The following is a 12549-nucleotide window of genomic DNA, read 5'->3' on the forward strand; positions in this document are numbered from 1 at the left end:
CTAACCCTTGGGGAAGCTTCGCTTTGTTTGGAAGATAATGGGATGGGGTCCTGAGGCGCTGGCCTCAGTAGAGATCGGCAGCGAAGGGGGCGGCGGCGATCGGGGTGCAGGCGTAGGGCTCGAACATCCCGTTGGAGCGGGCGAGGCCGCCGCTTTCGAGCTGACGCAACAGCTTGCCCGCGCCGGCCTTGGTCATGCCGAGGGCCCGGCCGAGCTGGGCCGGGGTCAGCTCGCCCAGACTGACGAGCAATGCCCAGGCACTCCCGAGCCGGGAATGCGAGCGCAGCTGCGGGAACTGGCCCGCGAAACGGCGCGTGGCCTGCCAGATGCGGTCAAGATCGCGGGCGGCCTCGAGCATGGCCTTGAGCAGACCGTCGCTGGCGGCATCGCGCCGCTTGGCCGCGGAGAGATCGGCCCGGAACAGGCGGCGGCGGGCCAGGCCAGGCAGGGGAATTGGCGGGACGCAAAGCGCGAGGGCTTCGGGACGGGTCAGGGCGAGGAGGTTGATCGCCCAGCACGGGCTGAGCGCGGTGGCGCCGAGCGCGTCTTCGCCCGCGCCCAGCGAGTAGCGGTGGTGCTCGATCAACGCGAGGAGACGCTCCAGCGGGTCTGTGGGCAGGCGATCGCTTGCGAGTGTGGCGATGACCGCTTCGAGCTGGGGAAGGCTCTGTGCCTCGATTGTGGCGGCCTGGCGGGCCTCTGCAGCCAAGGGGGCGACGGCGATGCGCCGGACGGTGCGCACGGCCTCTGCCAGCGGCGAGGCAGGCGAGGGGAGGGTGCGCGCGACGAGGCCGAGGAAAGCATCGCGCTCTGCCGCACATTCCGCGCCGACGAGCCGGGCGCCGAGCGTGATGCCGCGATCCTCGCGATAGGCTGCCCAGGCTTGCGAGAGCTGCCGAAGCGCCAGCGATTGCTGCATTTCCGGGGTGTAGAGCCCTGCCGGGCCGAGGTGCGTGCGGACCAGCGCGTCAAGCTGGCCGCGGCGGAAGGCGAGGGTGAGGCGGGAGGGATCGTATGCCACGGCAGGGGCAAGGGTTAGCGCGGCAAATCGCATGCGTCAACGAAAGGGATACCAAACTTGGACTTTGGTATCCTATCATGATGACCGGATTTGCCGGAAAATCAGGGCCTGACGCGCCACCCGTTTCGCTGCGCCGCCAGCTCCTCTTCGGCGCTCAACGCGGGGCCGTTCGCCATGGCCTGCGCGGCGGCAAGGACGTCGCCCGCGCTGCTGGCCTGACGGTACTGCCCGGAGGGCGCGCCGGAGTTGGTGCCGGAGTTGGTGCCGGAGCCCGTGACTGGGCTGCGGTTGCGCAATTGCCAGCCTTGCGCATCGCGGCAGGCGATGGCGGCGCCGGCAGCGCGTTCGAAGGCCCGGCAATAGGCGCCGCCTGCATCGCGGAAGCTGAGCAGGACGCGCACCGGGGCATCGGCACTCTGGCGGCCGACGAGCTGGCTATCGAGCGCGCTGGCGAGCTGGGCGTCGGCATAGCCTGCCCGGTCTGCATCGCCAGGCGGACGCAGGGTGAGGGCAAGGACCAGCGAGGCCGCGAGCGCGGGGCCGGCGAGCCATGCCCAGCGCGGCGGGCCCTTGCGGCGGGCGCGGGCCTCGGCAAGGCTAACCACCTTGTCCTGCGGGGCCTTCAGCAGCGCGGCGAGGTGATCGGGCACCGGCTCGGCCGTAATCGGCGCGAAATGGGCGCCGAGGCGATTGGCGAGAGCGCGGTGAGCGGAAACTTGCCGTTCCAGCGCCGGGTCAGCGGCGATGGCGGCGGCCACGCGGGCGTGATCGGCTCCTTCGAGCTGGCCATCGGCAAAGGCGGCGATTTCTTCGGGGGTGGGGTTCATGCCGCTTCTCCCAGCAGGGTCATCAGGGCATCGCGCCCGCGCACCAGGCGCGAATTGAGCGTGCCGACCGGGCAGCCGACGATTTCCGCCGCTTCCTTGTAGGACCAGCCTTCGACCATCACCAGCAGCACCGCCTCGCGCTGTTCATCGGGCAGGCGGGCGAGCGCGCGATCCATGTCGGCCAGTTCAACGCGTGCTTCCTGCCCGCCCGAGGCGCCGACGCCAAGGCCTGCGTCCTCGACCACGAAGGTTTCGCTGCGGCGCGTGCGGGCGCGGATTTCGTCGATCCAGATATTGCGCATCATCCTGTACATCCAGCTGTCGAGCCGCGTGCCCTGCTGCCACTTGCTGCGCGAGCGCAGGGCGCGTTCGATGGTCATCTGGCAAAGATCGTCGGCCTCGCCCGTATCGCGCGACAGCCCGGCGGCAAAGCGCCGCAGACGCGGAAGCAGTGCAAGGATGCCATCGGCGAAGGGATCGGCCAGTGTCGTTACCTTTCTGATGGATAGAACGGGTGGCGTCGTTCGTTTAATCCCCAAGACAGCGATAATATGGCAATAATTCCATGAACATGAAACGCCTGACCCTTTCCCTGATCGCACTGGGTGCCGTGGCGACGCCGCTGGGCGCGCAATTGGCGCTTCCTGACATGGGGCAGGGGGCGGCGGGGCGCACGCTGGGCGGAATTGGCGGCACGCTGGGCGATACGGTTGGCGATCTGGGGGGCCAGACAGTCGGCCAGACCGTAGGCAGCGTCACCCGGACTGTGCGGGGCCTTGCGCAGGCGCGGCTGGACCGGCTCGACAGGCTGGCGCGCGCCAACCGCAAGCTGATCGAGAAGGATGCTGCGGGCGATCTGGCCCGGCGGGGGGAACTGCTGCTGATGGACGGCGGTGCAGATGCCATTGCCACGGCGCAGCGCGCAGGCTTTGTCGTGCTTTCGCGCGAGCGGCTGGACGATCTTGGGGTTGAAGTGGTGCGGCTGGCGGTGCCTTCGGGCATGGGGCTGGCACGCGCGCAGGGCGTGCTGGCGCAGGCGCTGCCGGGGGCGACGATATCCGCCGATACGCTGCACTTTCCGGGCGGCACTGCGTCGGGCAGGGCAGGGGACGCGGCGGGGGCGTAACAAGGGCCATGCCGCCGATTGCCACGCCCGTTGGCGTGATCGACGGGGGCGCGACGCCGGCGCTGAAACCTGCCGAAATGCGCGGCTTTGCGCGTGGTGCGCCCAAGGCCAGCGATCATGGCAGCGCGGTGACCTCGCTGCTGCAGTTCGCCGGGGTGCAGCGCGTGCTGGTGGCCGATGTCTATGGCAGTGACCCGGCGGGCGGCAACGCGCTGGCCGTGGCCCGGGCGCTCGACTGGCTGGTCGGCAAGGGGGTGAAGGTGGTCTCCGTCAGCCTCGTTGGCCCTGCCAACCCGCTGCTGGCGCGGGCGGTGGCGGCAGCGCAGGGCAGGGGCGCGGTGATCGTGGCCGCGGTGGGCAACGATGGCCCCGCCGCGCCGCCTTCCTATCCTGCATCCTACCCCGGCGTGATCGCGGTGACCGCGGTGGACGGGCGCAACCGCGCGCTGATCGAGGCGGGGCGGGCGCTGCATCTCGACTATGCCGCGCCGGGGCCGACATCGCGGCGACCAATGCGGCGGGCCGGCGGGTGAAAGTGCGCGGCACGTCGTTTGCAACGCCGCTGGTGGCATCGCGCGTGGCGCTGAAATGGGGCGCAGGCATGGGGCCGAAGCTCGATGCCGAGGCGATCGATCTGGGCGCGCGCGGGCCGGATGGCACTTATGGGCGCGGGCTGCTGTGCACGATCTGCCGGCCTGCCCGATAAAAAATCGAAAAAATGCAAAAGGCGTGAATTAAACCGGACAGCCCATCCGTTTTCCTTTGTGAGAGGCCGTTGCGAGAGGCGGCCCTGCAGAGATTGAGGAAAGGAAATCACGATGCGCAAGTTCCTGATCGCTTCGACCGCCATGCTGATCGCGCTGGCTCCTGCCGCACAGGCCCAGATCCTTGGGGGCGGGGGCATCGGCGGTGGATTGGGTGGATCGCTGGGCGGCACGCTTGGCGGCTCGATCGGTGGTGGTTCAATCGGTGGCAGCACCATTGGCCGGACCATGGACAGCGTCGACAGCACGACGCGCAGCACTGTCCGCAGCACCACGCGCGGATCGGCTGATGCCACGGGCCGGGCTTCGGCCAGCAAGTCGGTCGACCGCAAGAGCGGCAAGGTTGGCGCGCAGGGCAGCGCCGACGGTTCGCTGACCGGCAGCCTTGGCCAGACGCTTGGCAGCCCGGTCGGAATGACCGGCACCCGCGCTTCCGGCTCGGCAACGGGCGGGGCTTCGGGCGGGGCGAATGCGCAACTGATCGGCACCGATGCCGTGCGTTCGACCGCTGGCGACGTGGCGGGGACGTCCCGCAGCACGGCGCGCGGGGCGGTTGACGGCACCCGCAGCACAGCGGGTGCGCTGGCGACGACGGGGCGCAGCGTGGCGGGCTCTGCCGCCGGCATGGCGAGCGGTTCGGCGAGTGGCGCGGCCAATGGCGCGCTTTCGGGCGGTGCGGGATCGCTGGCGCTGGCCGGCAGCGCAGCGTCTTCGGCGCAAGGCGCGTTCTCGCTCAGCAAGGGGATGAGCGTGCTTGGCCCGATGGCGAGAAGATCGGCAAGATCCGCGAGGTGATCGCCGACAGCCGCGGGCGGGTGCAGTCGCTGCTGGTCAAGGTCGATGGGCAAAAGGCCCTGCTGCCCGCCGCCAACTTCAGCGGCAGCGGGAACGCCGTCGTCTCGGCCATGGGCGAGGGCCAGATCAAGCGCGTGGCGCAGCAGCAGGACGCCGCCGCGCAGGATTGATGTAAAGGCAGGCAAAACACGCTGAAGGCGCGGTCCCGGGGAAGGACCGCGCCTTTTTTGCGTGGGGGGCGTGGCCGGATCGGTGCAAGCTGCGTTTGCTCTGGCCGGAAGGGCATGGCATCGTGGCAATCCGATGGTGGTGAGGGGGATGGCGCTTGTTGGCAATGATTTCAAGGGTTTGGCGCAAGTCAGGCGAGTGCGGCGGGCGGGTGTTCCTGCCGTTGCTGCCGTTGCTTGCGGCGGCTGGGGCGGCTCCTGCGCAGGCCAGCACTTATACCGAGGAAGAAGTCGTCTGTCCGGTCGGCGGCGAAAAGTTCACGCGGATGGCGCTGATGTCGATCTCGACCTGGGGTGCGCTGCCGGATGGAATGCCTTTGGGTTCGGGCCGGTTTCCGGTGGAATTGCCGCAGTGCCCATCGAACGGGCTGGTGATGTACCGCGACTTCACGCCCGAGGAAGTGGCGCGGCTTGTGCCCTTCATCGCGAGCGAGGGTTACAAGGCGCTACGCAGCGCAGGCGAGACGCCGCGCTATCTGGCCTATCGCACCGCTCAGTTTCTGGGCGACAAGGATCTGCACTGGTGGTTGCTGGAAGCAAGCTGGGAGGCGAAGAACGACGATCCGGCAGGCGAACGGGCGCGGCGTTACAATACGGAATTCGTCGAGGCGGCGCGGCTGGTGAAGCCGGATGCGGGGAACCTCGAAGCCATTGCTGCGCGATTCCGGCTTGCGAACGGTTTGCGCGAACTCGGCAGCTTTGATGAGGCCGAGGCGGTTCGGGTGAGCATCGTTATTTCGCCCAAGGCTGGCGGGAAGGGCAAGGAGGCTCGGGAAAACCGGACTGCGTGGGCCGGCATGATTGCCGATCTGGCAGGACCGATCGCGCGAAAGGAGACGAGCCGCACCCCCATCGACATGCTGGGTGTGCGCGAAGCGGCGGGGCTCTGCCTGCGCAAGGAGATCGCCGCGAAGTTCGAGGAACCGCCACCGCCACCTCTGACGGCGTTCGAGCAGGAGTATTGCGCGGGGCCGAAGCTCAGCGAGCCGATCAAGGAGCGGCGCAAGTGGCTGCTTGAGGAGGAGTAGCGGGCAGGGCACGGTTTCGTCTTGCCCCTCCGTCAGCGCTGCGCGCTGCCACCTCCCCGTTTGTGCTGCGCAAAAACAGGGAGGATCGAAAAGGCACTTGTCCTCCCTGTTTTCACGAAGTGCAAACGGGGAGGTGGCAGCCGTCTTAGCGGCTGACGGAGGGGTTCTTACCGCGCATCCTCGAGGATCAGTTCCGCCGCGCGTTCGGCCACGGCCATGGCGGGACCGTTGGTGTTGCCGGAGACGGGGGTGGGCATGATCGAGCAATCGACCACGCGCAGGGAGTCGATGCCGTGGACGCGGGCGCGGGTGTCGGTGACGGAGGTGGTTTCATCGGTGCCCATGGCGCAGGTGCCGGTGCCGTGGAGGCCAACCTCGACCATCTTGGCAAGCTCGGCCAGGATCGCGGCCTCGTCCTGCACGTCAGGGCCGGGCATGCGTTCGGTGCCGATGAAGGCTTTCAGCGGTTCGGACCCGGCGATGGCGCGGAACAGGCGGAAGAGTTCGAGGCTCTTGGCCTTGTCCGACGGATCGGACCAGATCGCGGCATCAGCCACCGGCGCATCGCGGAAGTTCGGCGAGGTGAGGCGGATCGAGCCGCGGCTCTTGGGGCGCAGGTGGTAGCCCGAGAAGGTGAGGCCGGGATTGGGGGTGAGCGGGCTGCCGGGGCGGGCGGCCATCTCGTTCACCGTGCGCATGGCGAAGGGCGCGGCGCCGACCTGCAGGTCGGGCCAGTCCTCGGGCGTGCCTTCGCTGGCGACCAGGCCGGTGATCGGCATGCCGACGCGGGCGAGGTGGCCGGTGCCGGTGAGGAAATACTGCAGGGCATTGCGATAGAGCCGCCAACCGAAGAATTCGCGGTTGGTGCCCGGGTGGTTCGCAAGGTCGAACGAGACGCCGAACTTGGTGTGATCGGACAGGTTCTGGCCGACGCGGGCAAGGTCCTTGATCACCGGGATGCCAAGGGCCTGCAGCGTGGCGCCGGGGCCGACGCCCGAGAGCTGGAGCAGCTGCGGCGAGCCATAGACGCCGGCGGAGAGGATGACTTCCTTCGCGGCGGTGAGGGTGCGCTCTTCCCCATGGGCTTCGGTGACGACGCCAGTGGCGCGGCCGCCCTCGATGGTGACGCGCTTTACCGCCGTGTGCTGCGCAATGGTCAGGTTGTGGCGGCCGAGGATCGGCATGACGAAAGCCTTGTACGAGCTTTCGCGCACGCCCTTGCGATCGACGGTGTACTGGCTGCGGCCGACGCCCTGCTTGCCCGGCGTGGTGATATCGTCGAGCCAGGGCATACCCTGCGTGCCGAAGCCGGCCACCAGCGCATCGAGCACCGGCGACTGGTAGGTCGAGGCAGTGACCTGCAGTTCACCACCCTGGCCTCGGCCGGGATGCGCGCCGGGATCGCGATAGTCCTCGAACTTCCTGTAGCAGCGGGCGATTTCATCCCAGCCCCAGCCCGACAGGCCGTGGTCGGTCCAGCTGTCGAAGTCCTTGGGCATGCCGGTGAGATACCAGGTGCCGTTGATGGCCGAGGAGCCACCCATGCCGCGCCCATAAGTGTGGATGCCGCCGCGCATGCCGGGGCGCGGTTCTGTCTGGTAGACGCGGAAGTAATCGGGGTTACCCATCATCTTGATGAAGCCGCCGGCCATCTTGATGAAGGGGTGCTGGTTGTCGCCACCGTCCTCGATCAGCAGGACGCGGTTTTGCGGATTGGCGCTGAGGCGGTTGGCCAGCACGCAGCCTGCCGAGCCCGCGCCCACGATGATGTAATCGAATTCCGCCATGACCCTCTGGCACCTGTCCCTGAATTAGAATAGAACTGAAGTTCTCTTTTTATCTGCACAGGCCTTGACCCGCTGTCAAGCGACGATTAGAAGAACCATTCTAATTATCGGGAGAGCAATCGTGCTGCCAGTCGAACGGGTGATCGGGGAAGAAGGACTTGCCGCTACGGCAAGCGGGCTGAAGCTGGCGATGCGCCTGCCATGGTATCGCTCGCTGCCGTTTTCGGTGGTCGAAGTGGGGCCGCTGTCGGTGGGGGGCGAAGCTGTGGACCTGGCTGACGCGCTGATCGAATACAACGGCCAGCAATGGCCGCTGGCGGAGAATGGCGAGAAGGTGGACACCTTCTGGTTCATCCGTGATTCGGCGTTTCTGGTGCTGCCTTCGCTGAGCGCGGAGGTGGGCGAAACCCGCGAGGTTTCGCTGAACCTGTTCATCAGCCCGCCCTACATTCCGGGCATGCGGCGCACCAATCCGCAGACCTCCACGCTCACTGTCGAAGCTGCCTGAGAGAGGACCGGCAATCATGACCACGACCGCAACCGGCCCGCAGACCGGCGTTACGCTCTATTCCTTCACCAACGAGTACCTGACCCGCCAGTTTGAACTCGATACGCTGCTGGCTGAAGTGGCCAAGCGCAATCTGGGCCCCAACATCGAGATCATCGGCTTCCAGAACTTCCGCGAGTTTCCGGATGTTTCGGACAAGTTCGCCGAAGAGTTCAAGCAGATGATCGCCGATACGGGCCTCAACCCGGTTTCCTGCGCGATCAACTCCGACCGCTTCCTCAAGCCCGGCGCGCAGCCGATCGAGGATGCCGCGCTGGTGGAATACCACAAGCGCCAGCTGCGTTCGGCCAAGAAGATGGGCTTCAGCCTGGTGCGCTACCAGTTTGCGCTGCCGGTGCACCTGCTGCCGGAAATCGCACCCTATGCCGAGGAACTGGACATCCGCATGGGCGTGGAAGTCCACGCGCCGATGTGGGCGGGGCACCCTGCCGTGCAGGCCTATGGCGAGATGTACGACAAGCTGAACACGCCCTACCTTGGCTGGATTCCCGACTTCGGCGGCACGGCAAGCCGCATTCCGGAATCGATGCTCGATGCCGCGCGCGCCAAGGGCGCCAAGGAAGACCTGCTCGACAAGCTCAAGGAAGTCTGGCTCCAGGACGGCATGAGCCACGAGAAGGCCGGCCGCCTGCGTGAATGGGCGCTGCCCAAGGGGCATGGCCCGCTGGAAGTTCAGGCAGCGTGCCTGGCGTTCTTCATCCTTTCGAACCACGATCCCAAGAGCTGGGCTGCGCTGGTCGACCGGACCATCCACATCCACGGCAAGTTCTATGGCGTGAGCGAGGATCTGGTCGAGGAAGCGATCGATTACGACACCATCCTGCCGCTGTTCAAGGATGGCGGGTTCACCGGCACGATGGTCTCCGAATGGGAAGGCCATGCCTATGACATGCGCGATGCCTTCGAACAGGTCCGCCGCCACCAGGCGATGGCCCGCCGCATCTGGGGGAACTGAGCCATGGCATTCGAACTCTCGGTAAACCTCGAATACGGCTTCACCGAAGCGGGTGAGAAGATCGAGGACCGCATTGCCGCAGCAGCGGCGGCGGGCTTCCGCAAGGTCGAGCTGTTCCTGCTCAAGGGGCGCGATCTCGATGCGATCAAGGCGGCGCTCGATGCCCATGGCGTGCAGCTGATCAGCACGGTGGCGGACTATGTGACGCAGCTGGTCGATCCCGCCACGCACGAGGGTTTCCTCGAAGTGTTCCGCGAGGCGGCAGCGGCGGCGAAGTTCCTTGGCTGCTCGAACGTGGTGGTCACCTCCGGGCGCGGCGTGCCATGGTTGAAGCGGCCGGTGCAGCTTTCGATCTTTGCCGATGCCCTGCGCAAGATCCTGCCGATCGCCGAGGAGCTGGACGTGACGATCCTGCTCGAATCCGCCAACACCCGCCACGATCACCCCGGCGTGCTGTGCTCTACCACGCACGACAGCGTGGTGGTGGCCGACATGGTCGACAGCCCTCGCGTCAAGGTGCTCTACGACCTCTACCATTCGGTGGTCGAGGGTGAGGACCCGGAAGCCGCGCTGGCGGCGGCAATGCATCAGGTGGTGCACGTGCAGGTGGCCGATGCGCCGGGGCGCGGCGAGCCGGGCAGCGGCAAGATCTACTGGCCGGAGGCACTCGCCCGCTTCGAGCGTCTGGGCTACAAGGGCACGATCGGGCTGGAACTGCAGCCGACCAAGCCTTCGGTCGAGGCGTTTGGCTATATCCGCGGGCTTTGCGGCTGATTTACCCCTCCGTCAGTCCTTCGGACTGCCACCTCCCCATTTGCACTTCGTGAAAATGGGGAGGATCTGGTCAGATTGGCAGCATTCTTCCTTGATCCTCCCTGTTTTTGCGCAGCACAAACGGGGAGGTGGCATTTGCGCCAGCAAATGACGGAGGGGCGGTTTGCCGAGGCCCAGGCAGGAGCGGAACGTGGCGCTGGCCCGCAAGTTGCGCTCCACGATGTCCTTGCCGGAAGTGATGCTGTGGCAACGGCTGCAGCATGGAGCCGCGAAGTTCAGGCGGCAACATCCGCTCGGGCCATACGTGCTGGATTTCTTTTGTGCGTCGGCGCGGCTCTGCGTCGAAGTTGACGGCGTTTCCCATGACATGGGCGACAACCCGGCGCGTGACGCAGTGCGCGATGCATGGCTTGAAAGGCAGGGCGTAACCGTTGTGCGGCTTGCGGCTCCGGCCGTGCTGCGTGATCCGGACGGGGTGGCTGAAGGGATCGTGCGGCTGGCTTCGGGTGGGCGAGTTCGACCCCTCCGTCATTTGCTGGCGCAAATGCCACCTCCCCATTTGCACTGCGTGAAAATGGGGAGGATCGGTTGTGTTCTGGCCCGTTTGCCGTTCGGGAAAGGGCCGCCCGCAGATGCGGGTTGCATGCGCGAGCGATAGCGCCCAGACCTTTATCCCATGCAACCTCATGTCATCGCTGCCGTTTTGTGGGCTGTCATTCTGGGCGGGGCGGGCGGGGTCCTGACCGAGATCGGGCCGTGGTATCGCAATCTGAAGAAGCCTTCGTGGCAGCCGCCCGACTGGCTGTTCGGCCCGGCGTGGACGGTGATCCTGGGGCTGGCGGCGTGGGCCGCGGTGCTGAGCTGGGATGCCGCCGCCAACGAGGCCGGGCGGATGACAGTGATCGCGCTGTTTGCGGTGAATTTCGTGTGTCACTTCCTGTGGTCGCCGCTGTTCTTTGCGCGCAAGCGGCCGGATTGGGCGCTGGTCGAGGTGGTGCCGCTGTGGCTTTCGGTGCTGGCGCTGTGCGTGATGCTGCGCGAGTTCTCGGTGCTGGCGAGCTGGCTGATCGTGCCCTACCTTGCCTGGGTGAGCTTTGCCGCCTGTCTGAACCTTGCGATCGTGCGGCTGAACCGGCCTTTCGGGGACGTGAGGGAAATCTCGTGAACGTGTGAAATGCCGCACATCTTTCTGCGACGAAGCGAGCTAATCAGCCCTTGCGACCCGAAGGGCTCTGCCAGTCAGAGTTCCTGAACTTCAAGGGGACGGCGCGAGCGATCGGGCCGTCCCCTTTTTTTGCTGGATGCCCACCCCAACCCCTCCCGCCTGCGGGAAGGGGGGCAGCAAGCGTTAGTCGTAGCGGGGTGGGTTTCGCCCCCTGCACCAGTCCCGTTCTGGTCAGTACGATCCCTGCTTGCGGATCAGGGCGATCTCGGCCTCGCCAAGATCGCGGATCATCACGTTGCGCATGAACACTTCGGCGGCCTCGAATTCGAGTGCGATGCGCCCGTGGGTGAGTGGCTGGCCGTTGCGGTCGATCATGCGGAACAGGGTGTTGACGATGCGGCCGTTGACCATGTGCGCGGCCTGATCGCCGAAGACGACGAGGTCTACCGTGTTCCAGCGATCCATGCGTTCGTAAGTGCCGGCGTGGCGGTGCCACTGGCGGGCAATGCCGCCGGCCTTGACCTGTTCGGCGTACTCGGTGGGCAGGCCGGGGAAGTAGGTCGGCCAGAGCGGCGTGCCGCCGAGCAGCGGGCCTTGCAGCGCCCGGGTGTTGACCATGATCGCATCGCCGATGTCGCCTTCCTCGAACTGGAATTCGACGCAATCGGGGAACAGGCGGTCAAGCTCTGGGGCCATGTGGTAAAGCAGGCCGGAATTGCGGCGCTGCCAGACGCGGGGGGCAAAGCGGCGCTCGCCGAAGCGGAAGTCCATGCGCAAGTGGTAGTTGGCGTGGAGCGAGGTGGTGGCGATGTGGCCGAAGCTGGCCCTATCGGGTCCGGTGAAGCTGGGGCCGAGCATGTGCAGCACGCCCTTTTCGATGCGGATGGCATCGTGAGCGTCGCGGTTTCCTTCGCCGTCCTGGTAGATCGTCCAGCCATCGAGATTGCGGCCGTTGAAGAGCGGGCGCCATGGTGATGGGGCAGGGGCGGCGCGGGCCGATGCAGGGAGGGCACAGGTGGCGGCAGCGGCGGCGAGGCCCTGCAGCATGGTGCGGCGGCTGGGCATGGGCGCTTCCTTCGTTTGATGAAGACCTTGCGCCCCCGCTTTCACGAGGGCGCAAGGCTTGGGATCAGGCGGCCAGCGCGAGGTCCTTGGTGTCCTTGGTGGTGGGCACGAAGGGCAGGTAGGAGACGCGGTAGCGCACGGCGAAGGTGATCTGGTGATCGCCTGCGGCAAGTCCGCCGTTGAGCACGATGATCCGGGCCTTCTCGCCGAAGTTCCAGCGATCGTCGTAGACGGTTTCCATCTCGTCGAGCGTGTAGGTGTTGCCGTGGGCCGAGAAGCGCACGGTTTCACGCGGCTGCACGGCGCCGTCGACGGTGACCTGGATGTCCTCGATCATCGAGAGGCCGAGGCCGCGGTAGTAGGGCAGGCGTCCAAGGAAGGAGAAGCCGCCGTTCTCGCTGCGGAGGCTGCCCTCGACGATCATCTTGTTGTCCATCATGGGGATAG

General features: G+C 66.7%; 17 protein-coding genes. 11 read left to right on the top strand and 6 right to left on the bottom strand.

Annotation, left to right across the window (positions count from 1 at the left end; all coding sequences use genetic code 11):
* Positions 1-64: 64 nt before the first annotated feature.
* The 3 genes from C7W88_RS18740 to C7W88_RS18750 form a co-directional block, all read right to left on the bottom strand.
* The gene (locus C7W88_RS18740; protein WP_162896254.1) at positions 65-1021 is read right to left on the bottom strand and encodes a hypothetical protein; all 957 of its coding nucleotides are present in this window, start codon (positions 1019-1021) and stop codon (positions 65-67) included.
* Positions 1022-1122: 101 nt separating this feature from the next.
* Complete coding sequence (locus tag C7W88_RS18745) at positions 1123-1848, bottom strand: anti-sigma factor (protein ID WP_118075081.1); 726 nt, start codon at positions 1846-1848, stop codon at positions 1123-1125.
* Complete coding sequence (locus C7W88_RS18750; RefSeq protein ID WP_370073287.1) at positions 1845-2381, bottom strand: RNA polymerase sigma factor; 537 nt, start codon at positions 2379-2381, stop codon at positions 1845-1847. The genes C7W88_RS18745 and C7W88_RS18750 overlap by 4 nt, the downstream gene beginning before the upstream one ends.
* 38 nt (positions 2382-2419) lie before the next feature.
* Here C7W88_RS18750 and C7W88_RS24015 point away from each other — a divergent pair, with 38 nt between their 5' ends.
* The 6 genes from C7W88_RS24015 to C7W88_RS18765 all read left to right on the top strand — a co-directional run bounded on the left by C7W88_RS24015 (position 2420) and on the right by C7W88_RS18765 (position 5788).
* Positions 2420-2974, top strand: coding sequence for a hypothetical protein (locus C7W88_RS24015; protein WP_240345092.1), 555 nt, complete (start codon positions 2420-2422; stop codon positions 2972-2974).
* An 8-nt stretch (positions 2975-2982) separates the two neighbouring features.
* Positions 2983-3507: a S8 family serine peptidase gene (locus tag C7W88_RS24020; RefSeq protein WP_240345093.1), complete on the top strand. Its 525-nt coding sequence runs from the start codon at positions 2983-2985 to the stop codon at positions 3505-3507.
* A 2-nt stretch (positions 3508-3509) separates the two neighbouring features.
* Positions 3510-3680 (top strand): hypothetical protein, encoded by a 171-nt coding sequence (locus C7W88_RS24025; protein ID WP_240345094.1) that lies wholly within the window; start codon positions 3510-3512, stop codon positions 3678-3680.
* A gap of 112 nt (positions 3681-3792) precedes the next feature.
* Positions 3793-4533 (top strand): hypothetical protein, encoded by a 741-nt coding sequence (locus C7W88_RS18760; protein WP_118075082.1) that lies wholly within the window; start codon positions 3793-3795, stop codon positions 4531-4533.
* Positions 4530-4703 (top strand): hypothetical protein, encoded by a 174-nt coding sequence (locus tag C7W88_RS22990; protein ID WP_162896255.1) that lies wholly within the window; start codon positions 4530-4532, stop codon positions 4701-4703. The genes C7W88_RS18760 and C7W88_RS22990 overlap by 4 nt, the downstream gene beginning before the upstream one ends.
* A gap of 164 nt (positions 4704-4867) precedes the next feature.
* On the top strand, positions 4868-5788 hold the full coding sequence (locus C7W88_RS18765; protein ID WP_118075083.1) for a hypothetical protein: 921 nt from the start codon (positions 4868-4870) through the stop codon (positions 5786-5788).
* A 167-nt stretch (positions 5789-5955) separates the two neighbouring features.
* Here the strand turns inward: C7W88_RS18765 and C7W88_RS18770 are convergent, their stop codons facing one another.
* Complete coding sequence (locus C7W88_RS18770; protein WP_118075084.1) at positions 5956-7575, bottom strand: GMC family oxidoreductase; 1620 nt, start codon at positions 7573-7575, stop codon at positions 5956-5958.
* A gap of 121 nt (positions 7576-7696) precedes the next feature.
* Here C7W88_RS18770 and C7W88_RS18775 point away from each other — a divergent pair, with 121 nt between their 5' ends.
* The 5 genes from C7W88_RS18775 to C7W88_RS18795 all read left to right on the top strand — a co-directional run bounded on the left by C7W88_RS18775 (position 7697) and on the right by C7W88_RS18795 (position 11037).
* The gene (locus C7W88_RS18775) at positions 7697-8083 is read left to right on the top strand and encodes a DUF6379 domain-containing protein (RefSeq protein WP_118075085.1); all 387 of its coding nucleotides are present in this window, start codon (positions 7697-7699) and stop codon (positions 8081-8083) included.
* Between the two features lie 16 nt (positions 8084-8099).
* Positions 8100-9098: a sugar phosphate isomerase/epimerase gene (locus C7W88_RS18780; RefSeq protein WP_118075086.1), complete on the top strand. Its 999-nt coding sequence runs from the start codon at positions 8100-8102 to the stop codon at positions 9096-9098.
* A gap of 3 nt (positions 9099-9101) precedes the next feature.
* Positions 9102-9872, top strand: coding sequence for a TIM barrel protein (locus tag C7W88_RS18785; protein ID WP_118075087.1), 771 nt, complete (start codon positions 9102-9104; stop codon positions 9870-9872).
* A 190-nt stretch (positions 9873-10062) separates the two neighbouring features.
* Positions 10063-10530 (top strand): endonuclease domain-containing protein, encoded by a 468-nt coding sequence (locus C7W88_RS24930; RefSeq protein ID WP_370073279.1) that lies wholly within the window; start codon positions 10063-10065, stop codon positions 10528-10530.
* An 18-nt stretch (positions 10531-10548) separates the two neighbouring features.
* Positions 10549-11037: a TspO/MBR family protein gene (locus C7W88_RS18795; protein ID WP_118075088.1), complete on the top strand. Its 489-nt coding sequence runs from the start codon at positions 10549-10551 to the stop codon at positions 11035-11037.
* Between the two features lie 231 nt (positions 11038-11268).
* Here C7W88_RS18795 and C7W88_RS18800 read toward each other — a convergent pair whose 3' ends face one another.
* Together C7W88_RS18800 and C7W88_RS18805 are read right to left on the bottom strand one after the other, a co-directional pair.
* Positions 11269-12102 carry a DUF1080 domain-containing protein gene (locus C7W88_RS18800; RefSeq protein WP_118075089.1) on the bottom strand — a complete coding sequence of 278 codons (834 nt, stop codon included), beginning with the start codon at positions 12100-12102 and terminating at the stop codon, positions 11269-11271.
* A gap of 64 nt (positions 12103-12166) precedes the next feature.
* On the bottom strand, positions 12167-12541 hold the full coding sequence (locus tag C7W88_RS18805) for a DUF6379 domain-containing protein (RefSeq protein ID WP_118075090.1): 375 nt from the start codon (positions 12539-12541) through the stop codon (positions 12167-12169).
* Positions 12542-12549: the final 8 nt, after the last annotated feature.

Source organism: Novosphingobium sp. THN1, assembly GCF_003454795.1.
In the GTDB taxonomy this organism is placed as follows: Bacteria; Pseudomonadota; Alphaproteobacteria; order Sphingomonadales; family Sphingomonadaceae; genus Novosphingobium.